The organism is Thalassospira sp. Z349TD_5, from assembly GCF_056173045.1.
The window spans coordinates 2,441,038-2,466,447 of the sequence record NZ_CM149654.1 but is presented as its reverse complement, the minus strand read 5'-3'; the positions used below and the strand labels follow the sequence as shown (position 1 = coordinate 2,466,447).

General features: G+C 53.0%; 24 protein-coding genes, 3 tRNA genes and 1 riboswitch. Of the genes, 14 read left to right on the top strand and 13 right to left on the bottom strand.

What is annotated here, in order from left to right; genetic code table 11:
* Positions 1-106 precede the first annotated feature (106 nt).
* The 3 genes from AC0VXT_RS11310 (at position 107) to AC0VXT_RS11300 (ending at position 403) form a co-directional block, all read left to right on the top strand.
* Positions 107-182 (top strand) — tRNA-Glu (locus AC0VXT_RS11310).
* A gap of 31 nt (positions 183-213) precedes the next feature.
* Positions 214-289, top strand: a tRNA-Glu gene (locus tag AC0VXT_RS11305).
* Positions 290-327: 38 nt separating this feature from the next.
* Positions 328-403: transfer RNA gene (locus AC0VXT_RS11300), tRNA-Glu, on the top strand.
* Between the two features lie 67 nt (positions 404-470).
* On the opposite strand, the gene AC0VXT_RS11295 is transcribed toward AC0VXT_RS11300, so the two are convergent.
* The 3 genes from AC0VXT_RS11295 to AC0VXT_RS11285 form a co-directional block, all read right to left on the bottom strand.
* Positions 471-1,232 (bottom strand): hypothetical protein, encoded by a 762-nt coding sequence (locus AC0VXT_RS11295; protein ID WP_475545518.1) that lies wholly within the window; start codon positions 1,230-1,232, stop codon positions 471-473.
* A gap of 78 nt (positions 1,233-1,310) precedes the next feature.
* Positions 1,311-2,678: a DNA polymerase IV gene (locus AC0VXT_RS11290; RefSeq protein WP_475545517.1), complete on the bottom strand. Its 1,368-nt coding sequence runs from the start codon at positions 2,676-2,678 to the stop codon at positions 1,311-1,313.
* A 176-nt stretch (positions 2,679-2,854) separates the two neighbouring features.
* Positions 2,855-4,165, bottom strand: coding sequence for an EAL domain-containing protein (locus AC0VXT_RS11285; RefSeq protein ID WP_475545516.1), 1,311 nt, complete (start codon positions 4,163-4,165; stop codon positions 2,855-2,857).
* 323 nt (positions 4,166-4,488) lie between these two features.
* Here AC0VXT_RS11285 and AC0VXT_RS11280 point away from each other — a divergent pair, with 323 nt between their 5' ends.
* The 3 genes from AC0VXT_RS11280 (at position 4,489) to AC0VXT_RS11270 (ending at position 7,705) form a co-directional block, all read left to right on the top strand.
* On the top strand, positions 4,489-5,895 hold the full coding sequence (locus AC0VXT_RS11280; protein WP_475545515.1) for an SPOR domain-containing protein: 1,407 nt from the start codon (positions 4,489-4,491) through the stop codon (positions 5,893-5,895).
* 150 nt (positions 5,896-6,045) lie between these two features.
* Positions 6,046-6,792: an SAM hydrolase/SAM-dependent halogenase family protein gene (locus AC0VXT_RS11275; RefSeq protein ID WP_475545514.1), complete on the top strand. Its 747-nt coding sequence runs from the start codon at positions 6,046-6,048 to the stop codon at positions 6,790-6,792.
* An 88-nt stretch (positions 6,793-6,880) separates the two neighbouring features.
* On the top strand, positions 6,881-7,705 hold the full coding sequence (locus AC0VXT_RS11270; protein ID WP_475545513.1) for an MBL fold metallo-hydrolase: 825 nt from the start codon (positions 6,881-6,883) through the stop codon (positions 7,703-7,705).
* A 91-nt stretch (positions 7,706-7,796) separates the two neighbouring features.
* On the opposite strand, the gene AC0VXT_RS11265 is transcribed toward AC0VXT_RS11270, so the two are convergent.
* The 3 genes from AC0VXT_RS11265 to AC0VXT_RS11255 all read right to left on the bottom strand — a co-directional run bounded on the left by AC0VXT_RS11265 (position 7,797) and on the right by AC0VXT_RS11255 (position 11,637).
* Entirely contained in the window at positions 7,797-8,489 is a 693-nt protein-coding gene (locus AC0VXT_RS11265; protein ID WP_475545512.1) for an OmpA/MotB family protein, read from the bottom strand.
* Positions 8,490-8,546: 57 nt separating this feature from the next.
* A complete protein-coding gene (locus AC0VXT_RS11260; protein WP_475545511.1) occupies positions 8,547-9,341 on the bottom strand; it encodes a motility protein A in 795 nt (264 codons plus the stop codon).
* 367 nt (positions 9,342-9,708) lie between these two features.
* Complete coding sequence (locus AC0VXT_RS11255; RefSeq protein ID WP_475545510.1) at positions 9,709-11,637, bottom strand: methyl-accepting chemotaxis protein; 1,929 nt, start codon at positions 11,635-11,637, stop codon at positions 9,709-9,711.
* 40 nt (positions 11,638-11,677) lie between these two features.
* Here AC0VXT_RS11255 and AC0VXT_RS11250 point away from each other — a divergent pair, with 40 nt between their 5' ends.
* From AC0VXT_RS11250 to AC0VXT_RS11230, 5 genes are all read left to right on the top strand, one after another.
* The gene (locus AC0VXT_RS11250) at positions 11,678-11,944 is read left to right on the top strand and encodes a hypothetical protein (protein ID WP_022730525.1); all 267 of its coding nucleotides are present in this window, start codon (positions 11,678-11,680) and stop codon (positions 11,942-11,944) included.
* 330 nt (positions 11,945-12,274) lie between these two features.
* Positions 12,275-12,499, top strand: a complete 225-nt coding sequence (locus AC0VXT_RS11245; RefSeq protein WP_475545509.1) for a hypothetical protein — start codon at positions 12,275-12,277, stop codon at positions 12,497-12,499.
* Between the two features lie 167 nt (positions 12,500-12,666).
* Positions 12,667-13,194 carry an adenine phosphoribosyltransferase gene (locus AC0VXT_RS11240; protein ID WP_022730527.1) on the top strand — a complete coding sequence of 176 codons (528 nt, stop codon included), beginning with the start codon at positions 12,667-12,669 and terminating at the stop codon, positions 13,192-13,194.
* 116 nt (positions 13,195-13,310) lie between these two features.
* A complete protein-coding gene (locus AC0VXT_RS11235) occupies positions 13,311-13,757 on the top strand; it encodes a hypothetical protein (protein ID WP_022730528.1) in 447 nt (148 codons plus the stop codon).
* A gap of 125 nt (positions 13,758-13,882) precedes the next feature.
* A complete protein-coding gene (locus tag AC0VXT_RS11230; protein WP_101304633.1) occupies positions 13,883-14,425 on the top strand; it encodes a Panacea domain-containing protein in 543 nt (180 codons plus the stop codon).
* Positions 14,426-14,477: 52 nt separating this feature from the next.
* On the opposite strand, the gene AC0VXT_RS11225 is transcribed toward AC0VXT_RS11230, so the two are convergent.
* Both AC0VXT_RS11225 and AC0VXT_RS11220 read right to left on the bottom strand, forming a co-directional pair.
* On the bottom strand, positions 14,478-15,566 hold the full coding sequence (locus tag AC0VXT_RS11225) for a ChaN family lipoprotein (RefSeq protein WP_475545508.1): 1,089 nt from the start codon (positions 15,564-15,566) through the stop codon (positions 14,478-14,480).
* Between the two features lie 31 nt (positions 15,567-15,597).
* Positions 15,598-16,752, bottom strand: a complete 1,155-nt coding sequence (locus tag AC0VXT_RS11220) for a trans-sulfuration enzyme family protein (RefSeq protein ID WP_475545507.1) — start codon at positions 16,750-16,752, stop codon at positions 15,598-15,600.
* 100 nt (positions 16,753-16,852) lie between these two features.
* Here AC0VXT_RS11220 and AC0VXT_RS11215 point away from each other — a divergent pair, with 100 nt between their 5' ends.
* From AC0VXT_RS11215 to AC0VXT_RS11205, 3 genes are all read left to right on the top strand, one after another.
* Entirely contained in the window at positions 16,853-18,166 is a 1,314-nt protein-coding gene (locus AC0VXT_RS11215; protein ID WP_475545506.1) for an NAD(P)/FAD-dependent oxidoreductase, read from the top strand.
* 181 nt (positions 18,167-18,347) lie between these two features.
* Positions 18,348-18,860, top strand: coding sequence for a hypothetical protein (locus AC0VXT_RS11210; RefSeq protein WP_475545505.1), 513 nt, complete (start codon positions 18,348-18,350; stop codon positions 18,858-18,860).
* Positions 18,860-20,215, top strand: a complete 1,356-nt coding sequence (locus AC0VXT_RS11205; protein ID WP_475545504.1) for an FAD-dependent oxidoreductase — start codon at positions 18,860-18,862, stop codon at positions 20,213-20,215. Before AC0VXT_RS11210 ends, AC0VXT_RS11205 begins: the two co-directional genes overlap by 1 nt.
* Before the next feature lie 9 nt (positions 20,216-20,224).
* On the opposite strand, the gene AC0VXT_RS11200 is transcribed toward AC0VXT_RS11205, so the two are convergent.
* The 5 genes from AC0VXT_RS11200 to AC0VXT_RS11180 all read right to left on the bottom strand — a co-directional run bounded on the left by AC0VXT_RS11200 (position 20,225) and on the right by AC0VXT_RS11180 (position 25,092).
* Complete coding sequence (locus AC0VXT_RS11200; RefSeq protein WP_475545503.1) at positions 20,225-21,076, bottom strand: EamA family transporter; 852 nt, start codon at positions 21,074-21,076, stop codon at positions 20,225-20,227.
* A 90-nt stretch (positions 21,077-21,166) separates the two neighbouring features.
* The gene (locus tag AC0VXT_RS11195) at positions 21,167-22,219 is read right to left on the bottom strand and encodes an MBL fold metallo-hydrolase (RefSeq protein WP_475545502.1); all 1,053 of its coding nucleotides are present in this window, start codon (positions 22,217-22,219) and stop codon (positions 21,167-21,169) included.
* Between the two features lie 229 nt (positions 22,220-22,448).
* On the bottom strand, positions 22,449-23,414 hold the full coding sequence (locus AC0VXT_RS11190; protein ID WP_475545501.1) for an ABC transporter substrate-binding protein: 966 nt from the start codon (positions 23,412-23,414) through the stop codon (positions 22,449-22,451).
* Positions 23,415-23,497: 83 nt separating this feature from the next.
* Entirely contained in the window at positions 23,498-24,298 is an 801-nt protein-coding gene (locus AC0VXT_RS11185; protein WP_475545500.1) for an ABC transporter permease, read from the bottom strand.
* Entirely contained in the window at positions 24,295-25,092 is a 798-nt protein-coding gene (locus tag AC0VXT_RS11180) for an ABC transporter ATP-binding protein (RefSeq protein ID WP_475545499.1), read from the bottom strand. Before AC0VXT_RS11180 ends, AC0VXT_RS11185 begins: the two co-directional genes overlap by 4 nt.
* Positions 25,083-25,194, bottom strand: a riboswitch (TPP riboswitch). It overlaps the preceding gene by 10 nt.
* Positions 25,195-25,410: the final 216 nt, after the last annotated feature.

The window sequence follows — 25,410 nt, the reverse complement described above, 5'->3', positions numbered from 1 at the left end:
ATGGCCCTATTTTGGGCGGGGGATTAAAAAAAACGTCACAGGGGCGAAAAAGCCGCTTGACCTTACCCGACCCAATCGCTAAAAACCGGCCTCGTTAACGCGCTGCGTCCCCTTCGTCTAGAGGCCTAGGACACTGCCCTTTCACGGCGGCAACAGGGGTTCGAATCCCCTAGGGGACGCCACTCGTTAACGTAGACTGTTTTTGGTGACCGTGTCCCCTTCGTCTAGAGGCCTAGGACACTGCCCTTTCACGGCGGCAACAGGGGTTCGAATCCCCTAGGGGACGCCACCGAAACACAGTCCACATAAAATCGCTTTGCGATCTGCGTCCCCTTCGTCTAGAGGCCTAGGACACTGCCCTTTCACGGCGGCAACAGGGGTTCGAATCCCCTAGGGGACGCCACTTTTCAGGTCGCAGGATCAATGTGTTACCACCAAATGCTCGTCCGATGGTTCGGCGGGCATTTTTTTTAGTTGTTTGTGCAGCTACGTGTGGAAAAGTGCACTCTCCATTCTGCGTTGACATTTGCCACTAAAATTTGATCTCCGGGAAGATAAGCAATCCTCTCCGATGTGCTTTTTGTGCAGTTCGAAAAGTCATACATTTCATAGTTATAGACAATTATCTCAACAGCACGCCCGAAGTACCTAATTCTCATGAGATCAGAAGCGCCAATTGCCATTGCCAAAATAGAACTGGTGGCGAGGAACGATATAAACCAGTTAATTTTTTTTGTACTCGAATTGTGATCCGTCTTTGGAGTTATATGTCCAATAAAGAGTAACTTTAGCATTTCTGCAATTATGCTAGAGCTTTGCAAAAGCTCATTGAGAAAAAAACGAAGCATCTGAATAATACCGAAAATACAGACCAGCAAGTATGCAGTTAAACTAAATGTGATTGGTGTTATAAAAAATGCGGATATTAGGACGGAGTAACGAAAAGCTGTGGGATCCGATTTCGTTACGTTTCCTACTACTTGGGATGCGTATGCATAGGTTATGGTCATGCTCACTGCGATTAATACAGCAAAAATGACGGATTTCAGATGTGATGATAGTTCTTCAACGAAGTATTTATAAGAAGCATATAAAAATGGGAGGGCGCATAAAATCACACTCATAATCAATACGCAAAATTGGAATACCGAGAGAACAGTGCTGGAAGAAATTTCTTTGATGTAGAAAAAAGAAATTACAGTTGTCGCGAGTGCGAAAATAACTCCTGTCATGAAGCACCTTTCCATCCAATTGCTTTTTGGGTTGGAATAAACAGGAATTCGGTTTATTAAGTTTTTCAAATTTCTCTCCTAAAACCTGAATTGTTGCTGGCGGACGACTTTCTTTTTGTGCAGGCGATATCGCCGCGTCAGGCTTTCACGTAGTTGTTCGGCGGTCGGGCGGGGGAGTTCGATGGTTTTGCGCAGGTAGGGCATTTCATCCTCTGTGGTGGCATTGTCCGTGGCGATGACCGCTGCCGTTTCGGCGAATAAATCTACTGGGTCAGCTTGGTCCGCGGCAAACAGGTCGGTAACGCCCACGCCGAGTAAACGGTACTTCGTACCGTCGATTTCCTTTTTCAGCAACGTTAGCGCGGTATCGAGAATGACGTCTTCGCGTAACGTCGGATAGGTCAGGCGCATGTTGCGGGTGCGGATTTTGAAATCCGATGATTTCAATTTTAACACCACGGTGTGGCCAGCAATTTCCTTACGCGCCAGATCACTGGCAACACGGGCGGTCAAGCGGGTGGCGATCGCGGTCAATTCATCAAGGCCTGCGACATCTTCGTTAAAGGTGGTTTCCGACGACAGGCTTTTGCGTTCGGTACTTTGTTCGACCCGACGATTGTCTTCTCCGCGTGAAAAGTAATAGAGCCGTTTGCCAATGCTGCCGTAACGGCCCTGCAGGGCATGGATATCGCGTTCCTGAAGCTGTCCGATGGTGGTGATGCCATCGTCATGGAGCTTGCGTTCCATCGCCGGTCCAACGCCCCACATCATGCGCACGGGCTTGTCGGCCAGGAAATTAACCGCCTTGGCCGCACCTATTATTGAAAAGCCAAAGGGCTTGTTGAGATCAGATGCGATCTTGGCGAGGAATTTGTTGTAGGAAAGCCCGGCGGAGACCGTGATGCCGATCTCTTGGCGGACGCTTGCCTGAAGTTCGACCAAGCATTCAGCAGGCGATTTGCCGTGCATGTCATGGGCGTTTGACAGGTCCAGAAAGGCCTCGTCAATCGACAGCGGTTCGATGTCCGGGGTCAGGGCGCGCATCATGTCGCGGACCCGGTATCCTTCGCGCTGATATTTCTTCATATCGGGGGGCAGAAACACCGCATCAGGGCACAGTTCACGGGCCTTGAAGGCCGGCATGGCAGACCGGACACCATATTTACGCGCCACATAACAACAGGTTGAGACAACCCCGCGATGGCCGCCACCAATGATCACGGGCTGATCAATTAATTCCGGGCGGTCGCGTTTTTCGATGGAGGCATAAAACGCATCGCAATCAAGGTGACCGATAAAAAGGTCCGGCAGTTCAGCGTGCGCAATGGCGCGTTTGGCACCGCAGGATGAGCAGGCAACATAGGAGCCCGCACCGCCCTTGGGTAGCGGTCGGTCAAGGGGCAGGCGCCATTTATGCTGGCAATCGGTGCAAAGCGCATAGAGCATGCTTGTTTGTACTTCTTTTGTTCCTTTGTTGCCAAGTCCGGAATTGGCCAAGCTGGTTTGAATTGTATGTTTGCTGACAGGTGTTGTCAGCAAGTCGGGCAAAGAAAAAGCCGGGGGTGTGCCCGGCTTTGGTCATTGGTCTTATGGGCACTCGCGCATTTGCTTGGCGACTGATGCTAGCTTGTTGGTTTGCGCTCGGTTGGTTTTGGTGCGGCCGGTTTTGCCGCTGCGGGCTTTTGTCCGGCCTTTGCGGCACGTTTTGCGCGGCGCTGACGGGCGATCATTTGATCAATGTAGCGTCCCTGAAATAGCGTAATGCCAAGCGACTGACCAAACTTGATGGCAGTCGGGCTGTCGCACCGGCACAGGATGACGCGTTCACGCCCGGAATTCTTCACCAGACTGTCCATCTCGCCGTACTTTTTGCGGATGACATTGTCGGTCATTTCTTCGCGCCATGCGACCTTGATGAAATCGGCCTTAAGCCGTTTGCGATCCACAAAGGACAGTGATTTCACGGTCAGGTTATCAATCAGGATGCGATAACCGCGTTCATGAAAATCATCACGCACTTTCAAATATGTTTCCAGATTGGAAAACAGATCCACCTGATTAAGTTCGATGATCACGTTGCCCGGCCATTTGCGCCGTACGGTTTCATCGAACTTGTCAAAATCCTTGGACGTCAGGGTGCCAAGGTTCAAGTTTAACGAGAATGAGCTGGCGTGTGTCTTGAATGTCCGCTTGCACAGGTAATTGAGCATGCGTTTATCAAGAACTTCGGTCATATGCTGAAACAGCCAGCGGTTTGACGCCAGATCAATCTTTGGCATCAAGGCATTGCGCAGATCGGTGATGGAAACAAAGAATTCGTCGAAAACCGGATGGAGTTCCTTGGACCCGCCATGGGCAAATACGCAGACGGGTTGCTGACGGATATGTTCCGAAAGGTCGGCCGAATGAATGGTTTCTTCAAGCTGGGCGAGGTTTTCCGCATCAATCGGCTGCAGGGTTTCATCCTTGTCGCGCTGCTGGGCTGCGCGCATGTTGATGTTTTGTTGCAGCTTTTTGGCGCGTTCATCAAGATGCTGACACAGCAGCAGGAATTCCTGAAACTCGGTATTCAGGTTGTACCAGGTGCAAAAGCCGGTTTCCTCGCTGTCGTCCTGTGACAGTGGATCATCGCGGAACAGATAGCGCAGCGTATCGACCGCGGGCTCCACATCGGCGATTGATTTGTCTTTCCACACGAAAATAAGATCGTTGTTGGTCAGAACAAAAATACGCCCGACATAGAGTTTCACATAGCTTTCAAAGGTATTGGTCGCAACGCGGATGTGATAATCGCGGCGATGAAACGGTTTCATCCGCGACATATGGATATGTACCGCGCGATGCCCGTATTTCCGGGTTTCCAGCCGTTGCACATAATCAAGCAACAGGTATTCCTGTAACGCCTGCTGACCATATTGCTGCGGTTCAATCACGAGCGACCCCTGAAAGAGAAACTAATAGTTTTATATCGTTATGGGCTCATTCCATACAATGGCGAGCAACGCCGGAGCAAATCATATTCTTCTGAAGTTCAGGTTAATACGCCGATCTGCCTGTCTCTTTTATATGAAGTATCTATTGCCAAGGGCAAGTCGGAGCTGAATGACAGTTACGGTTTTTTCTTTAACGAATTCTTGGCAAGCAGAGTGCAAAATCAATGTGATATGGGGTAATCGATACTAATTTTTTGCCAATTGTCAGGTGGGAATGCAGTATGATTTTACGAATTGTCTTTAGATTATAGGGGATTGGCGCCATGCAGGTATCCGCAAAGCGGACCGCAAACTGGCTGAAAATCAGCAAGGGGCTTGCTGTAATCGGCATGGTTTCATGGGTGTCGGCCTGTGCGCCGCTGCTAGATCAGGACTTCTGGGACGAAGCAACATCGTTTGCGGATGAAAATTATACCGCACTTGGTCTGCAGCAACTTGCCAGTGGCGATTATGCCTCGGCCGAGAAGTTGTTTGACGAGGCATTGCGCAAAAATCCGCAAGACGGTCACGCGATGCTGTGGCGGTCGGTTCTTTATCAAAACACCAATCGACCGGACCGTGCGAAGGATGGCTATGACACATTGGTCGCCATGAACCCGCCTGGAACCGTTTTGATGAGTACGGCAAGCGGCACGCAGCCGCGCCCGTTGCGCGATGCGGCGGAATTCAACCTGATGCGTTTGCAGCGCGGATTGCCCGGATCGCTTAGCATTAATGATCAAATTGTCACCGGGCCGTCGGGGCTGTCCAATGTGAACAGTGGCATGGATACACCGGCTGGCATGGGCAACAGCATGCCACAGGCAAAACCGGGCATGACCGCGACACGGACGGCGAACATTCCGGCAGGTGCGGCACTTTCGGCAGGCGATGAAGCCATTGCAAAACGGTTCGGGATTTTGCGCGATCTGCAATCGACCGGCCTGATCACACCCGAAGAATATTCCGCACGGCGCTCAGCAAACCTTGGTGCCTTGTTGCCAATGAGCCAGCAGGTGCCGTCAGCCTTTCTTGATAGCCCGCCACCAGACGGGTCGCAGGTCGAACAACGGTTGAACCAGTTGAACCGCGCCTTGCAAATCGGTGCGATCACAGTTCAGGAACACGTTGCAGAACGCACCGCCATTCTGGATGCGTTGTTGCCCGCCCAGCCACGCCAGCGTGCAACACCGGCACCCGCACCACAAGGCTTGATGGATGCGGCCCGCCAGATTGCCCGGATCGAAGACCTGTCGCAGATGAAGCTTGTGACAGCCGATGAATTCAAACGGGAACGCGACGCCATCGAGGCTGCGATTATCGAGCCAGCGCAGGCAAATGTTATGCGCGTTAATTCCGGTGAGCCGGTACGCCGTGTCGCCACAGGCGAAAGTCGTGCTGTTCAACCGGGCGATGCCGACGCCATGGCCGCAGATGCCGCACCGATGGCAAGTGGTGGGCGTTCAGCCCATCTTGCATCGTACCGCAATGAACAGCAGGCTGAGCGGGGCTGGCAAGTCCTTAAGGGGCGTTATGGTGAGTTGGCATCCTTGCAGCATGGTGTAACACGCGCCGAAATTTCCGGCAAAGGCACATATTATCGCCTGATGGCGACCGGGCTTAGTGACAGTGCGGCAAAATCGCTGTGCACGGACCTTAAACGTCGTGGTCAGTTCTGCGACGTTAAATAACGCTCTCACAGCAGGGGTTTGGGGCAAACGGCCTTAAGCCCAAGATATTGATATAACGCCGGTGGGTTGATCCTTCGTGATCTTGTATCCCGCCGGCGTTATTGTTTGTGCAAGGCTATCCGCAAGTTGTTCCCAAAACGGTGCAAAGTGATGATTTTTATCTTTAGCGATTTTGGCATTAACGGACCCTACAGCGGCAGCATGCGGTCAGTAGTGATGCGCATGGCACCCGCTGTGCCGGTGTGCGATTTGATGGTGGATGCGCCAGATCGTAATCCCAAGGCAGCGAGTTATCTGCTGGCAGCCCTTTGTTGCGAATTCACGCCCGGTGATGTGGTGCTGGCGGTGGTTGATCCCGGCGTTGGCAGTGCGCGAAAAGGGGTGATTGTGCAAAGTGATGGGGTGTCATTTGTCGGGCCGGACAACGGTCTGTTTGAAATCATCATGCGGCGCGGCAAAGACGTTTCCATGCGCACGATTGACTGGATGCCAGATGATCCGTCGGCCAGTTTTCACGGGCGGGATATTTTTGCGCCGGTTGCGGCGATGATTGCGACTAATACGTCGTTTGAAACGCGCCCAATGGCGGCCAAAGATCGAAATATAACGGCGCAAGGCTGGCCAGATGAGCTGGCGGAAGTGATCTATGTCGATGCATATGGCAACCTGATGACCGGACTACTGGCGCAAAAAATGTCAGATCAACTGGTGCTCAACAATCAGGTTATCTCGGGGGCGCGCACATTTTCAGACGTGAACTTGGGAGAAGGATTTCACTATCGCAACTCAATCGGCCTGTGTGAAATCGCGGTTAATTGCGGACGCGCCGATCAGCAGTTTGATGCCGTGATTGGAACGGCGGTTGCAAAACATCGCCTTGATGACAGCAATCTGTGATTGGTTTGTCTGGGAAAAGTGATATCTTTCAAGGGTATTTCATCATTGGTTCGCATCACGCGAACAGAAGTCAGCCGGGGTCCGTTAAATGACGATTGAGGTCAAATTTTGGGGGGTGCGTGGAAGCATTGCGTGCCCGTCACCGGACCATGTTGTGTATGGCGGCAACACCAGTTGCCTTGAAATGCGGATTGGCAATCAGGTTCTGATTTTTGATGCCGGGACCGGCATTCGCAACCTTGGCAAGGACATGATCCGTCGCAAGATCACCCACGCCACAATCTATTTGACCCATACCCATTGGGATCACATCAATGGTTTTCCGTTCTTTGTCCCTGCCTATAACCCGGATGCGTCGTTTAAGGTGATGGCAGGGCATTTGACCAATCAGGGTGGGGTGGAACGGGTGTTTTCCGCCCAGATGGCAGACCCGACATTCCCGGTGCCCTTGTTGACCATGCGATCCAAGCTGACGTTCGAGGATTTCAATGTTGGTGATGAATTGCATCCGGGTGAAGGCATTGTCGTGAAGACGGCACCTTTGCGCCACCCGAATGGGGCGACGGCTTACCGCGTTGAATATGAGGGTAATTCGGTGTGCTATGTCACCGATACCGAACATGATCCCGATACACCTGATCAGGCCATTTTAGACTTTATTCAAAATGCCGATCTGGTGATTTACGACAGCACATATACCGACGAAGAATTCCCCGCCAAGGTGGGTTGGGGGCATTCCACATGGCAGGAAGGTATTCGGTTGTGCCGGGCGGCTAATGCCAAACGATTGGCCCTGTTCCATCATGACCCGGATCATAATGATGCCGCCATGACTGTGATCGAACAAAAAGCCAGATCGACCTGGGCGGATGCCTTTGCCGCGCGTGATGAAATGGTTCTTCGGATCGAATAGGCGAATTTTCCCGGTTTCCTAACACGGTAACGTGTCGTCATGTAGTGACCTAACGTGATGAAACGTCAGGTCACTTTGGGGTGTTTGGTGTTTAGAAAACGCGGGAATATTTCGGGAAGATGCGAATTTCTATGCGGCGATTTGCCTCGCGGTTTTCCTCTATTGGGTTGCCGAAATCATCGCGGTTGGGTAGCTTTGGCTTGGTGTCACCATATGAAATCGCGCGCATGCGTTTTTGATCGGGGTCAACCCCAAGTGCGTGCAAAAATCGCACAACGGCAATGGCGCGACCTCCGGCCAACTCCCAATTTGACGGGAACCGCCGGGTGCTGATGGGGCTGTCATCGGTGTGGCCGGCGACTTCAACCTGAAAACCCAGATAGCGCGGCTGTTTTAGCAGGTCGCCTGTGTCTTTGAGGAACACGACTGCGTCGCGTGTCAGATTGGCCGATCCTGGCTGGAAAAACGCGCCACTGCCAAGCTCCATCAAGATGCCTTCATCGTCGGTGGACACATTGACATCACTGTCCATCGCCATATTGAAAACGACATCTTTCAGGTCGGTTTCAAGCACTTCGGTCGGTCGGATAACCTCACGTTTGCCGATTTGTTCGGCAATGCCGGCCTGCACTTTTTCAAAGATCGGGATTTCGACTTTGGAAAAGCTGACCAGCATGACGAAAAAGGCCATCAAAAGGGTAATGGCATCGGCATAGGTTGCCAGCCAGTCCTCGTTGACTTGTTCTTCCTCTGTGCGTTGCATGCCTTTTCTGCGGCGTGCCATGATGTCTTCCTTTTGTCAGTCGCTCATTTCTTGCAGATCAGTGCGCGTGACGGGCTGTTACTTTGACGACTTGTCGATGTTAAAGTGGATCGCAGGATCAAGGAATGAGTTCATTCTGTCCTGAATGGCGCGTGGGCCTTTGCGATCGGCCAGCATGATCAGGCCTTCGGCAATCAGGTAATTGCGAAACCGCATGATTTCTTCGCGCTGCTGAATTTTACTGGCGGCGGGCATAAAGAAAAACCGGGCGGCAACAATGCCATAGAGCGTTGTGATCAAGGCAATTGCTAAACCGGCACCCAATGACGTCGGATCATCAGCCATTTTATCAAGCATGATGACAAGACCGACCAGTGTGCCGATCATGCCAAAAGCCGGTGCAGCCGCCGCCATGCTTTTAAGGATTGAAACCGGGACCAGATTGCGGCTGAACGCATTTTCAATTGCGTTATGGAGCATATCGGCGGTTTCATCGCCGTCGTAGCCGGTAATGACCACTTCCATTGCCCAGCCAAGAAAAGGTTCGTCCTTGCCAACGCGCTCGGCTTCCTGCTCAAGCGCGTTGATGCCCTTTTTCTGCAGAAGATATCCCCATTTGACAACACGGCCGACTTCGCCGGTCAGTTGCCCACGGCCCATCTGCGGGGCACGAAAAATCTTGAAAATCAGTTTTAAGGCAAGCAGTACATAGCGTGCTTCATAGGCAATAAATGTCGCGGCGAGTGTGCCGCCGATAACCATCAATGCGCTCGAAAGGCTCACAAATACAAGGTAGTTATCGGTCGAAATAAAAATCGATCCGATAAACAGCCCAAGCCCGACCATGATGCCCAAAATTGTCGTAAACGACATGGTTGCTCTCATTCCCCCAGAAAGTACGCATCGGAATTCCCCAACCGATGACTTCGTTCTTTATAAACAGTCTAGATCTTTTACGCTAGCATAGCTGTCCCAATGGTTGCCATTCGGTAAAACTTGGGGCGAGATATTGCCTGATTTGAAGGATGCAGGTGTCTAAGGGGAGCAGGGGTTCCAGGGTATTGAGTATGCCGTCCGGTGATCATCCCTTCCTTTAAGGCACTCGATCAGGTATCGCGTGACGTTTAGATCAGTGGAGGCGCCCATCTGCTCGTAAATTGATACCTTTACTTTTGCCCGCCAATGGGGAAATACAAGGTTTCGCCAGCTTCAGGTTACATAATCAAGGTTCGTGAATGTTCTAAGACGCCCGAATGTCGCTAAGGAACTTGTCAACCTCGGTGCGCAGATCAACCGACAGTCCACCAAGTTCGTCGGCAACGGCCAACACAAGATGGGCAGCCTGATCGGTTTCCGATACAGTGCCACTAACACGTTCGATGTTGGAACTGACTTCCTGTGTGCCGATGGCCGCCTGTTCAACATTTTGCGCAATTTCGTCGGTTGCTTCGGACTGTTGCTGAACCGCATCCGAAATGGTGTTGGTCATATCGGTAATCCGCGTGATTACATCTGCGATATCGCTGATAGAAGTCACCGTTTTACCGGTTTCTTCCTGAATGGCGGCGATCTGTGCTGAAATGTCATCGGTCGCACGCGCAGTCTGATTGGCAAGGTTTTTGACCTCGGCCGCGACAACGGCAAATCCCTTGCCTGCTTCGCCAGCACGGGCGGCCTCAATGGTGGCATTGAGGGCAAGAAGGTTCGTCTGACCGGCAATGTCACTGATCAACTCGACAATTTCACCAATGCGGTTGGCAGCATCCGACAGACCCGCAACTGTGGCGGATGATTGTTCGGCTTCGCGCGATGCTTCCTGCGCAACGCGGCTGGATTGCTGAGCCTGTTGACCGATTTCGGAAATTGATGCGGATAAATGATCGGCGGCGTTCGAGACAGTGCGGACATTAACGGTGGCTTCTTCGGACGCGGCGGCGACGGTTGTTGCACTTTTGCTGGCAAGGTCAGCGGCCTGCACCAAACCACGCGCCGTTGTTTGCATTTCGCCTGCTGAATGCGATACCGCATCGATGATTTTGGCGATCAGACTATCAAAATTCTCAATATGGTGTTCGAGCTTGCCCATGCGTTCTTCGCGGCGTTGGAATGCGGCGTGTTGTTCGGCCTCCATCTTCTTTTTGGCAATGGCGTTGGTGCGAAAGACATCAACCGATTGCGCCATGCGTCCGATTTCATCGCGGCGAGTCAGGGCATTGATTTCAAAATCTGTATTGCCATTGGCAAGGGCTGTCATATCCGCACCCAAATTTGACAGCGGCCCGGTCACGATCCTTGGGAGCAAAACGCGCATACCGATGATGGTGGCAATCGCAATCGCGATCCCGCCGATCAAGATGCCGATCAGGATGCGGTTGGTTTTTGCCTGTTCCGGGGCTACAGACAGGCTGGACGACAGGACTGCGATCACATCGCCTTTTTGGGCGTCCATTGCACCATGGCAGCTAAAACAAACTTCGTGGTCCGCCCCCTTGGTCACACCCAGAACAATCGGCATGGATTTGCGATAGGTGCCATCATCGGTATAGCGACCGATGGTTTTGCCGGTTTGGATGGCTTCGATATCAATGGCGTCCCGTGGGGCTTTGATCGGCTTGTCACCAAATTCCTGCATGTAGGCGACCGTTGTTGGCCCCCACGCAGACCAAAGTTCGCCGGGGTAGTCTTGGTTGCGGCTGTCAAACCAGTTGTTGAAAACGTTAATACCAATATCATCAACATCATCTGGGCGGGCCGCCATAACATTGACGATCAGGGCATGAAGAGACGTCAGTTCATTCTGGCTAAGTTGATCAAGCTTGGCATCCATGGCGCGTTCTTCGACAATGGTCATCATCAAAAGCGCGATGACCACAGTTGTTGTCACACCGAACGCAGACGCCCACATGAAACGTTTGCGGATGCCCATGGCATTGAAGGCAGACAGAATGCGCATATTTCTTCCCCGGGTGGCAGTAACGGACAAACCACGCGGATGCCCCGCACGGATTTCCTGTGGTTCATGGATGAACCGAACATCGTCTGAACGCGGGCTGCGTGCTTTGATGTGCGTCAAGACAAGGTAAAGTCGTGTGGCGCGCGCAGGGTCATCGGCGCATTGATCTGGAAAGACCGGGCGCGGGGACTTGTCAGCCTTACGATCAACAGGCATAACCACGCCAAGAGATACATCCGAAAGACAGGACTGTTTGATGACGCTTTCATATAGCGATACGCGCAAAAAACTCGATCAAATCACCGCTGAAATGGTGGGTTTGATCCGTAAGTATGATCTTGATGCTGCCAGTCCGTTTGACGTGATTGCCGTGGCGCGCGCCAAGATTTCAGATGAGCGCGATTACATCCGTTTCCTTGAACTGTCTCTTGAAGGTCGGATTTACGGTGAATACGGCGAGGCCCTTCAAAAGCAGATTGATCAGGAAGCCAAGCAGGCAGAGGCCGCCAAAAAGCTGAACTGAAAGCCAAACCTGTCAGGCCTGCGTGAGCGCTGCTGAAACCAAACATATCGCGAAAATTTGAAGCGCCTGTTTTCCGTTTGAGAAGACAGGCGTTTTTGGTTTTGCAACTGCTGATACGTGACGGAAATATTATAGTTGTCATTGCCCGAAAAGCTGCGGCTTTTGCGATTAAGGCGGGGTGTCACAAAATATTCCCGATGTTGTCACCGTCCTGACGTTGAGAGACCGCCAAACACCGATTATATCGCTGCTCCAAGGACGCGGCATGAACGCCCCGTCATTGTTTCGCGAAATATCTCGTGAAACGGCACGAGCAACAGGATGGCTGACATGAAAAAGAGTTATGTCCAAACTCTGATGGAAGTCGAAAAAGTATTCGGTCAGATCAATGACCATGACTATCGCCTTTACCGCGCGGTATGGGGCAATCGGCAAGCCGCCGAAACCGGCCTTTCGCGTGGTATACGGGCTGAAATCAGCAAGAAACTTGCCAATGATTTTGTCACGCGACCCAAGGCATCTGTGCCGCGCACGGCAATTGCCCACGCAGCCTGATCACGCGGCAAACATAAACGACCGGATTCAGTAGCGGGCAGGGTGATCGACCTTGCCAAGGCAATCGGTTTGAGGCATCAAGTGATGCTTATGCAGGGTAAGCTGCGACCATGTTCGTCGTTTATCCCAAAAAGCGTTTTATGCCTGATTGCTAAGCGGAGTTTCCCATGTCGATTAAGTCGTTGATCCGTACCATTCCCGATTATCCGAAAAAGGGAATTATGTTCCGCGATATCACGACGCTGTTTTCCGATGCGGACGGATTGCGTGATGTGATCGACGGTTTCGCCGCCGAGTATCAGGATAAAAACATCGACGTGATTGCCGGGATCGAAGCCCGTGGCTTTGTCATTGGTCCGGCAGTTGCCGTTGCGCTTGGCATCGGGTTTGTCACGGTGCGTAAAAAGGGCAAGCTGCCCGCTGAAACCATCAGTGTTGAATATGATCTGGAATATGGTTCGGATGTGATTGAAATCCATAAGGATTCCATTAAACCCGGTCAGCGCGTTTTGATCATGGATGATCTGATTGCCACCGGTGGGACGGCTCTTGGTGCGATTGATCTGGTTGAAAAGGCCGGTGGCGACGTTGCCGGTTGCGCCTTTATCATTGATTTGCCCGACCTTGGCGGCGCGCAGAAAATCCGCGACCGAGGTGTCGATGAATTCCATCTGGTTGAATTTGAAGGCGATTAAAACAGGCCTCATTAGGCCGGTTTGTCGATTTTTCTGCCGTTTTGCCCCGTTTTCGAGTATAATGTTGTAGTTGAATAAAATTTAATGCGTTGCCGGTTACCGGCAGGGAATGGAAAATGGTTGTTGCTGTAAATACACCGCAGGCCGTTACGCAAGTCAGTCAGTACGGGCGACTGATGGCTGCGGGTGCGCGCGGTGTGGCAACAGTTGACCGCAACAGTCAGGTCGAAGAATCTTCCCAGCATTTCGGATATAACCCCGACGATGACGGCATTTTGTTCAATGCCTATGTCGATGGTAAACACAAACGCCAATCGGGGCAGGGGCATTCTAGCGAGCAAAAAGACCAACGCACAGAACAACGCGGCATGTCGGCCGCGCGCCGTTCCAGTGACAAGGACGGCGCGATTGAACCGCAGGGCGACATTGATTTCGCAAGCCTGCTTGATCCCAGCATTCCGTTCGATCTGTCGTCAAACAGCGGCACGTCTTTTTACGCCGTGGTGAATGCGGTGGTACATGGTGCGGGCTATCGTGGGACGCATCTTGATACGTCTGTCTGATCGCTGTTTGGCAGAACAATCTTCATTCAAAATTTTGAAAAATGGGCTGGTGGGTGCTTGTTGGTGTCTGCCATAGGCCGTATGATTACCTGTTGTTAATTCTTAGTTAGACCATCGGGCGCAGCATGAAGAACAAGCCGGTTCTCAATACGGTTTTTGAAGCAGCATTCAGACTTATCGATCATGCGCTGAATGATAACGAATATCTGCAGCCGCAAAAGCTGCACCGGCTTCTGTATCTGGCGCAAGCCTATTACGGGGCAAATTACCACGGCAACATGTTGATGCCCGCCATCTTTGTCGCCGAGGAATTCGGTCCGGTCGAGCCAAACCTGTATGCCGTGATGGAAGAATGCCGCCCCGATGTGCGGCTTAAACCGGTTGATCCGAAAACATCGCATTTCATCGAAAGCATCTGGGCACAATTTGGCCACCACACGGTCGAACATCTCAGCATGACCGTGTGTAACCATCCGCCCTATACCAAGGCCTACAAGGCGGGTACAGGGACGATCATCCCCTATCAGGAACTGGTCGATTTCTATGCGTCGGTGCGCAAATCTGCAACCACACCAGAAGCCAAGGAAGTCGTGCGCCCACGTGTCATGCAGTCGCACAAGGGCAAACCGGTCGCGACAACGGACTGGTTGCCGCGCCGCCTGAAATAGTCGGTGAGATGGTCCTAAAACCTACGGGACGAGGGGAAGTCGATCTTGTGCGTTACTGACCCATTTTAAGGTCATCGCACGGATTGCCGCGCACGATATCATTGGTGAACCACATGAAATCAATCGCATTAGATGCGCCAAACCGCAGTGCGTAATCTTCAATATTGCTGGGATCGTCACTTGGATCATCCGCCTCGATCATACTGACAACTGCGACATCCTGATCGGTCAGGTTCGTATCAAACCGGCTTAGATGCCATGGGGCGGCGATGCCACGGCGGACATGCATCGCACCGGCAATCAGATAGGCACCATCTGTGGTGTCACTGTTTGCGGCATCATACATCGCACGCGCAAGCGATGCATCGCGGGCAAATTGCACGGTTGAAAAGGCAGGTAGCATTGATTTTGGCAACGTGTTGCAATGCCCCTCGGCGATTTCCTGATCAAGCAGAACCTGAATGTCTGCGGGAATATCAGGAAGCGAAAGATCCTTTGCCAAATCATCTGGCAGGGCCGAAACACCATCGGCAATCATCGAGCGTAAAATATCATCTGGCAGGTTGCCCGCCACCACTGCCAGATCATTGTTGCGTGCGGCTTGTGCAATCGGGGCGTAATCCTGCCAGGATGGCCAGCCGCGATCTTCCCAAGTCATGGCCAGACCGAGATCCGCCACAGTCAAATCGTGCCAGTTTTGGTCAAGCGAATCCTGCTGATCGCGGGTGAACATTTCCCAAACGACCGCACGATGGCGATTGCCCGATTTGCTCAGCGCATCAATCAGTTCAGCCTGATGGTGGTGATGGATCGGATTGTCGTGCTTTTCCCCGATCAGGACATATTTGGCGTCGCCAATGCGCCGGACCAGTTCGCCGAGCATGATGTATTCCCCGGCCTGAACATCAAAAATCAACCCCGGTGCAGGCGGAAGGGGACTGACATCTGTAATCACGATGTTAGCGCTAACATCGTTTGTTTTGGCCGGATTATTCGCAAGGGCTTCATCGGCTTTTGCTGGCGGACTAAGCAAGATTGCGGTGGTTACAATTCCAGTGACAACGCCCAATCGGCGTGCGGCAATTGGGCCGCATAAGGATATCAACTTGTATGCTGGTGTTGTCAGTCGCAATGGCGTCACAGGCACATCCCCGATGATGGAACAATAAGGCTTATTTGCTTAAGGTCAGAGCTGTTTCGATGTCGTTAACAAGGTCATCGCCGTTTTCGATGCCAACCGACAACCGCAACAGATCATCAGGTACGGGGCTTGTCGGGCCTTCGACCGATGCGCGGTGTTCAATCAGGCTTTCAACCCCGCCAAGCGATGTGGCGCGTTTAAACAGTTTGCACTGGTTGTGGAATTCAACTGCTCGTTTGCCGCCGCCCTTTACTCGGATCGACAACATGCCACCAAAGCCACCAGTCATCTGCTTTTTCGCGATGTCATGGCCGATGTGGCTTTCAAGGCCGGGATACTGGATCTGTTCGATTTCCGGATGGTTTTCAAAATGTTTGGCAATCGCCATGGCATTGGCAGAGGCCCGTTCGACCCGGATCGACAAGGTGCGCATACCACGCAGCAACAACCACGTTTCAAACACACCCAAAACCGCGCCGCCCGATGCGTGTTGCTTACACACACGTTGCCAGAACTCGCTGTCCTTGGCGGTGGTCAGGCTGCCGGCCAAAACGTCGCTGTGGCCGTTCAGATATTTGGTTGCTGAATGCATGACGATATCCGCACCAAAATCAATCGGGCGGGTCAAAAGCGGGGTGGCCACCGTGTTATCAACCACGACCTGTGCACCCGCCGCATGGGCGGCATCGGCCACGGCGGCAATGTCGGTGATTTGCCAATCGGGATTGGCCGGGGTTTCAAGCCAGACCACTTTGGTTTTTCCAGACTGGATATGTTTTACCCATTCGGCGGTGTCACCATTATCAACAAAATCAAATGTCAGTCCGGCGCGCACACCACTGTCGAGCATAAAGCTGCGCAGCGCCCAATACATGACCTTGGGGGCAACAACATGATCACCGGGATTAAGTGCGTGCAATACTGCAACGGCGGCCGCCATGCCCGATGCAAACAGGCGGGTTTCAGTGCCGCCTTCAAGTGCGTTTAAAACCGCACTTGTTTGATCATATGTCGGGTTATCGGCACGGGTATAGCACCGCCCGTCATGGTAACTCAGGTCCGTATTCCGTTCGAAGGTGGTCGACGGATACAGCGGTGGGGTGACAGATTTAGTGGCGTCATCGACCCAGCCCAAAGCCTGTGCGGTGATGGTTGCCGGGGATTGTTTCTTTGTCTGATCAGACATGATGGCACCTGATTTTGTTGAGATTTGTTGGCGCGCAACATAACTTGGTTCGCGCCACACACCAAACCGAAAACCACATGAAACCTGATTAAGGGCCCACATGACCCATTACCCTGAAATTAACCTGCCCAAAGAATGCGACGTCGTTGTCATTGGTGGCGGTATTCACGGCGCATCGTGCGCGTATTACCTGACCAAGGCCGGGATGAAGGTTGTTCTTTTGGAAAAGGACACGATTGCATCACACCAGTCCGGGCGGGCATGGGGTTTTGTCCGTCAACAGGGGCGCGATCCCGTCGAATTGCCGTTGATGATGGAATGTAACCGCATCTGGCAGGGGCTGGAAAAGGAACTCGACGCCGATCTGGAATGGCGGCAAGGCGGGGTTCTTTTTGTCGCGCGGGATGGTTCTGAAATGGCTGATTACGAACAATGGATAGAAGATACCAAGGGGTTTGGCATCGAAACCCAGGTTCTTGATGCCAAAGGGGTTGAGAAACTGACACCGGGCATCACAACACCGGGGGTCGGCGGGATTTACACCCCATCCGACGGGCAGGCCGAACCGAAAAAGGCCGCCCCGGCGATTGCTAAACGGGCATCTGAGCTGGGGGCGGTGATTGCGCAAGGATGTGGTGCGCTTTCAATTGAAACGGAGGGCGATGCAGTAAGCTCTGTCGTGTCCGAGCGCGGCGAGATCAAATGCAAATACGTCATTTGTGCCGCCGGGGCCGCATCGCATAAATTCGTCGCCAAACTAGGTCGCCGTTTGCCCCAGCAAACCACGCGCGGCACGGTTATCCGCACCACACCGGTCCCGGGTATTTCTGCCGCCGGAACCTTGGCGGCTGGCCTTGCCTTTCGCCAGCGCATAGACGGGTCAATGAACATCGCCGATGAGTTTATGACCGATATTGATCTGACTTTGGGCCGGTTTAAATTCGCGCGCGATTTTGCGCCGGGGCTGTTTGATAACTGGGCAACCTTCAAGTTCCACCTCAATAAGCGGTTCTTTGACGATCTGGTCGATCGCATGCCGGGATCGGACGCCTCGAAACAACCAACCATCGGACGGCGCACCAATCAGGCTGAACCATATAAAGTGCGGGTCAGCAACGCGATGGCCAACCTGCAAAAGGTTTTCCCGCAGATCAAACAGGTCGGCATCGTTGACACATGGGCCGGTGATATTGATGTTACCCCGGACGCCGTGCCGGTGATTGATCAGTTCGACAATCCTAAGCATTTCTTTGTCGCAACCGGCTTTTCCGGGCATGGATTTGCCATGGGGCCGGTGGTGGGCAAAGTACTGGCCGACTGGATCACCACCGGGCAACCATCGATCACACTGGCCGGGATGGAACTTTCACGGTTTGAAGACGGATCGGTCCGGCGGCCACGTTCGCGGGTTTGAGAATTGAGCTTTGGAATAAGACAACCTGCAACCTGATCAATTATGTCCGCCCAAGATACTTCGGCTAAGACCGGCATCGCCTTTTGGTGTTGCCGGTCTTTTCACAGACGGTTGCTGCTTTCGTCATTCAGGTGCAGGTCGCTCCGTGGTCCTGCCCGATGAAGCATGAATGAGGCAGGCAATGGCACTTGATCCCGATCTTCAAAACAGTATTCAGGCTGCATTGCAAAATGTTGACGATGTCAGCAAGACCATTCTGGCGCGTCGGGACTTAAGTGACGTAAAGCCAGGCGATGATGTGGTGACGACCGCTATGGTCTTGGAAAAGGAACTGAATGCGGTCCTTGTGGCAAAGAGCATGACGTCACCTATGGCGGGTAGCATTGAAAAATCCATCGCTGCGATTTCGCCGGGACTGGGACAGCTTCATATCAGTGAAGCGAAAATGAGTGCCAAGACAGGACAGCTCAATACATCGAAAAAAGTCTCAACAGAGGTCAGTACGGCATTCTCTGTTCTGTTGAAGAAAACCCTGACAAGCCTGAATACGGTGGATGCACTTATCAAGCTCCAGTCTCTATCTCCATCCAAGAGTGCTGCTGGGGACTATCGCAAGGCAATCATGGTGGAGCTTGGAACGCTTAAGCAGTCGCAGACGAAAGTCACCCTAAAGTCGCTTACGAGGGCAGGTTAATGGCAAAAGTTTTGATCATCGGGGCTGGTGTTGCCGGATTAAGTGCAGGTATCCAATTAAAGGAAACAGGGCATGATGTGACAATCTATGAAGCAGCCCCGATCCTTGGAGGGCGGACATATAGCACAATGGTTGGCGGTAATGCCTTTGATTGGGGTGCAGAGGCGATTGAGGCAACAACCGATGCTGCCGCGTGGCTCTTTGCCCACGTCGATCCTGATATAGGCCAACAGCCGGTTGATGCGGACTTCAATGCCGGAACTTTTATTCTGCCATTTGACGAAAATGATGCGGTTACGCCATTGCCTGATGATGCAGTAGAACCAACAGCACAAACCACAACAGTTGAAAACAATATTGATGCCGTCAGTAATAATTTCAACGGTACGCAAAACGACGATTATTTTGGGAATGTGGACATGCGATTGGGGCAAGTTACGCCTGATGACGTAACGTTCCGTCAGCAACAATTTGCTAATTGGCAGGTCATTTCCGATGCGGTTGAGGTTAACCCGCCATGGGGATCTATTCACAACCACATCCGATCAGTGCAGCAAAATGCCAATGCCGAAGGCGGCGATTATGCGATTGATCAGACACTTGGATACCGGGTTGTAAAATGGGCGACGGCCGCAGGGATTGCGCAGAATGTTGTCTTAAACGTTAAGGTCAATAGGATCGAAAACACCGACGACAACAAGGTAAAGGTCGCCGCCCTGAACAAAGACCCGGAACTTTATGACGCGGTGCTTGTCACGGTTCCAACTGACAGGGTGAAGTCCGGCGCAGAACAGGCAGGGCAAAACGACCTTGTTATTGCCGATTTATCTCTTCAGAACGTAGCCCCATTCCGCGCCAATCCGCTTGGCTGTTACCTTAAAATGGCAATGACCGGCTTGGCCAATGTTGCGCATCCGGCACCGGGCAAGAAAGTCACGGTTACGTTTGAAACTGGGTATAGCAATTTTATCATCACCCAGAATGGGACGGGCACACAGGTCTATATGCACGCATTTGGCGATACTGCGCGCGTGATGTCAGCCAATCATCAACTTGCCGCAAACGTTTTGCTTGGTGCGGTTAATCGGCTGAACAATGGCGACGATGATCACTATAATCCACCTGGCGCGGTCACAGCCTATGTCCTTGACTGGTGCGATGATGCTCTTATCGGTGGGGCCTATTCGACCACAGCCCCAAGGGCATGGCAAAGTCGCCAAGACCTGCAGAATTTCGAACATGGGCGGATCTATTACGCGGGTGAGGCGGCATCAACGCGTTGGTATGGGCAAGTTGCCGGTGCGATGGAAACTGGTAACTTGGTGGCAACCCGTATCCACACCGCACTTGGCTGATAAAACTGATTAAAGACTTTTGGACAGACGCAGGATAATCGCTCCGCCCAGCGTCATCATGGTGGAGGAAACTTTCACAAGATTGAGTTTCTCGCCCATGAAAAACACGCCGATAAAAAGGGCAAAGACAATCCCGGTTTCGCGTAAGGCGACCACCAGCGGGATTGGTGCTTGCGTAAAGGCCCACATCACCGTGGCGTAGGCGACAAAGGATGCCGTGCCGCCAACAAAGAAGATCCTTTTGCCGCGTTTGGCGATATCAACAAGGATGCGCGGCCGCATAACCGTGGCGATTAGGCCAAAGATCAAAACGTCACCGACGGTCTGATAAGCATAATAGTCAAGTGCACTTCCGGCCAGCCTTGCCCCGGTGCCATCGACCAGCGAATAACTGCTGATAAAGCAGCCCGTTACAATGGCGGCAAGGGCGGCGTTGCGGTTGCGCATGCCATCGGCCTGACGCACGATGCACATGCTTAAAATCCCCAAGCCGATGACAACAATCGCCAGCCATTCACTGACCTGAAGCGTCACACCGAGCACAAGAACCGATACGGCAGCCACGATCAGGGGTGAGGATCCGCGTGCAATCGGATACACCTGACTAAGATCGCCAAGGCGATAGGCCAGGATCAAAAACAGCTGATAGCCGATATGAAGTCCGATCGAGCCAATAAGATAGGGCCAGCTTTCGCGTGCGGGAACGTCCACAAAGGGAAACAGGATCAGAACAATTGGAATATGACCCAGCACAATCGCGGTCATGTTCATCAGTTTGTCCGGGCCACCCTTGACCAATGCATTCCAGACGGCATGCATCAGGGCAGCACCCATAACGGCAAGAAAGACGGTCAAGCTCATGGCAAAGCAACCAGTGTTACGGTTTTGTGACGCATCACTGATGCTTAGCACGGGGACGGAATAACCACTAAACCGATCTGATGGGGGCTGCTATGCCGGGGACGCTGTGGGCTCGACCTTTTGCGATGTTGTCTGTGGGGCGGCGGATTTACCGTCAAAGAACCGGGTGGCACCAATCGGCGGGGCAATAAAGTCACCATGCCCAATGCCCGCATCCGTGCAGGCAGATGCCAGTCGCATGGGCGGTTCGTCAACCGGTTCGGCGGTTAAAACAAACGTGCCCCAATGAATGGCCAACGCCTGCTTAACGCCCATCACTTGCATGATCGAAACGGCTTCTTCGGGGTTGCAGTGCGCATTGCGCATGAAATCACGCGGGTCATAGGCCCCGATTGGGATCAGGCCAAAATCAATACCGCCATATTGTGCACCCAACTCGGTAAAAAGCGCCTCGTTCCAGCCGGTATCACCGACGAAATAAAACCGGTACCCATCGGCAAATTCAAGAATGTAACCACCCCACAGCATTTCCTTGCGGTCCTTGGTCGTGCGGCTCGACCAATGGTTGGACGGAACATGGGTGATGGTCACACCGGGATGGGAAAGCTGATCATCCCAATCAAGTTCATCATAGCGATCAGACGTAACTCCAGCCTTTTCCAGCAAGATGCCGTTTTTAAGCGGCAAGACATAGCGCGGTGTGTTGCCAAGTTTGGCCAAACTATCAAGATCGAAATGGTCGTAGTGATTGTGCGACAGCAACACCAGATCAAGCTTTGGCAACTGATCGATGGTCAGGCCCGGCTGGCTATAACGTTTCGGTCCGACTCGCTTGAACGGCGATGCGCGGTCCGAAAAAACCGGATCGGTCAGGATATTCAACCCGCCATATTGCACCAGAACCGTGGCATGGCCGATCCATGTGACCTGCAAACGCGTCGGATCAGGATTTTGGACGGCGTCATGATTAGGGGGCTCGACCGGGGTTTTGCCGTGCTGATGTTTGGCTTTGGGCCATTCGTCACCACCAAAATAGCGCCGTTTCAAAAACCGCCAGAACGACCGTTTGACCGGATCGGGCAGCGGGTGCCGGTTTTCAAATCCGGTTTCGGTGTGGTGTGCTGGCTTGGTTTTGCTTTGCACTTGGTTGTCCTGACTGTGAGTTGATCCGGCTTGCGGTAGATGTCGCACTTTATGGGGTGACCATAAGGTAACCGTCTGCTGATGCGATGCAAGGTTTCAACGCTTGGCGTCGATGATGCACACATAAAGAAAGGCCGGAACGGGGAAATGTTCCGACCTTTCGGGGTGCCTTCGCATTCACCGGGACAAACAATGCGAAAGCAGGGGGGACTGTTTGGTTAGGCGATCATCACTCAATAACAGTGGCATAGGTTTCAAGGGCCGGGGCATCGGTAATCAGGCCCTGTTTGACCATGTAATCGGCAAAGCGGGCATAGCGCGCTTTATCAAGGGCGGCCGGGCGCAGCGCAAAGCGCGGCAGGGTATCGGCCCATGCCTTGATATTCAGCTCATCATCAAGGTTGGGATAGGCGGCAACAAAGGCATCCCAACTGTCATCGGGATGGTTGATCAGGTACTGAACGCCTTCTTCCAGGGCCGCCAACATCCGGGCAAAGCGCGGATCATCGGTTTTATCATTGCGCACGGTCAGGATCAGCTCGTCATAGGGCGGCACACCTTCTTCCTCGACAAAGAATGCCTTGCCCGGCTTGCCTTCAATTTCCATCTGGTTCAGTTCGAAATTGCGATAGCCGCCAATGATCGCATCGACCTGCCCGGAATAAAGCGACGGCGACAGCGAGAAGTTCACATTGATCAACTCAACATCATCAATCGAAACCCCGTGATTGCCCAACATGGTGCCGAGCAACGCATCCTCAAACCCGGCCAGTGAATAGCCGATTTTCTTGCCCTTTAGATCGGCGATTTCCTTGATCGGGCCGTCTTTCAGAACAATCAGGCTGTTAAGCGGGGTCGCGACCAGCGTCCCGATCCGGGTTAGCGGCAATCCTTGGGCGGCCTGCACATGAAGCTGTGGCTGATAATTCACTGCAACATCGCCCTGACCAGCAGCAACAAGGCGCGGCGGAGCGGATGGATCAGATGGTTCGATCAATTCAACATCAAGATCATGCTTGGCAAAGAAGCCCTTTTCCTTGGCGACAATCAGTGGCGCATGGTCGGGGTTGACGAACCAGTCCAGAAGGATGGTCAGTTTGTCCGCCGCAAAGGCCGGGCTGGATGTGCCCAGAACGGCGGCACTTAATGTTGCGGCAATGGTGGCTGCTTTGATCATGGATTTCAGGCGTGACATGGATGAACCTCTGTTGTGATGGGCCATTACGTATTTGTATGAGTTTTGCTGTCGCGGCCATTTTCAGTCGCGACGGATGGGGTTTATCGAACCGGCGTCAGGCTGTCGGGTTGCCAGGGCAGGGCGGCACGCAACACGCGATCCACAATGAAATATTGCGTGATCGAAAAGGCGCACAGGATCAAAAGACAGGCGAAAACCATATCAATCTGAACCCGCGCATTGGCGTGTAGCATCAAATATCCCAGCCCGTGACTTGATCCCACCCATTCGCCAATCACCGCCCCAATTGGGGCTACGGCGGTGGCAACCCGGAAACCCGATGCAAATGCGGGCAGGGCGGCAGGCAAACGAATATGGGTCAAAAGACGCCATCGGCTGGCCCCCATGGTGCGCGCCAGATCAAGCCAGCCGGGTTCGGTGCGGGCCAAGCCATCAAAAAACGCGACGGTGACCGGGAAGAAAATAATAAGCGCTGCCATGGCGATTTTGGAGGCCAAACCAAATCCCAGCCAAAGAACCAAAAGCGGGGCCAAGGCAAAGAACGGAATGGCTTGGGACACCAGCAAAATCGGCATCAACCAGAACCGGACGGGTGTAAACAGCGCCATCGGAATGGCCGCCAGCGCGCCAAGGGTCGCCCCGGCAAACAGGCCAATCACGGTTTCGGCAATGGTATATCGCGCGTGATCAAACAACACCGCATAGCGCGTGATCAGGGTGTTCCAGACATCAACCGGGGTCGGCAGCATATATTTCGGTGCCCCGGTCAGGGTCACGGTCAGTTGCCATGTCGCAATCAGCGCAACAATAATGATGATCGGGCGGGCGATTTTCAAAAGCCGCCGTTCAGACAGTGGGGTGCGCTTTGCCGGGGTGCTCATTGGGCATTCTCCGACACTGCTGCAGCGGTTTCATTGGCGCCCAGTTGGCGCAGCAATTGGGCCTGCTGGCGCAAGATATCGGCATCGGTGATGTCGCGCGGGCTATGGCCTGCCGGGGTGATGGCATCTTGCAGGCGGGCTGGGCTGCCGCGCAGAACATGGACAAAGTCGCCAAGGCGAAGCGCTTCTAACGGATCATGGGTGACTAGAAGGACGGTTTTACCGCGCAATACCCGTGCGGCGAGCTCTTGCAATCGTAACCGGTTAACCGGATCAAGGGCGGAAAACGGCTCGTCCATTAGAACAACCGGACGGTCTTCCATCAGGGTGCGGGCAAGGGCGGCGCGCTGTTTCATCCCGCCCGATAATTCGGCGGGGCGCAGATGAGCGGCATTGCTGAGCCCGACCTCGGCAATCAGGCGGTCGGCCTTGTCATGGTCGGGGCGTTGCCCGCGAAGGGATGCGCCAAGTTCGACATTTTCGCGCACCGTCCGCCATGGCAACAGCAAGTCCTGCTGCGCCATATAGGCAATGCGACCCTTAAGCGGAACGCCGTCCGAACAGGTGATGTTACCGCTAACATCGCCTTCGACCAGATCGGCGAGAAAGCGCAAAAGCGTGCTTTTGCCCACACCACTTGGCCCGAGCAAGCAGGTGAAACTGCCTGCAGGCAAACCAAGATCAAGGTCATGGAAAATATCAACGCCGCCAAATGCCACGCGGGCAGAACGCAGGTCAATATCGAACTGGGTTGGATTGGGTGCCGCAGTGGGCTTGGGTGTCGTGTCGGTCATACGATCCTTCCTACGCCGGTCTTAACCGGTTCAGGTTCAAAGGGTCGTTTGGCAACACCAAACCTCTCAGCCGATTTACGATCGGCCCCCCCGGAGATGACGGGACTATGCGCAGACATTTTACCCGCGTCAAGTTTTGTAACAATTGATCGCAATGGCTCCAAGCATGTCACGGCGTGAAACTTCGGTTTTCCCCCGTGTTTGGGGTGTCGATGCATTGGTCTGATGATTTGAAAAGGTGACCGGGGTCACAGCCTGTGATTGTTATTTCAGACGGGTTGTCTATTTTTGTTTGGGTGTGGTTGGAAAGGCGCTTGG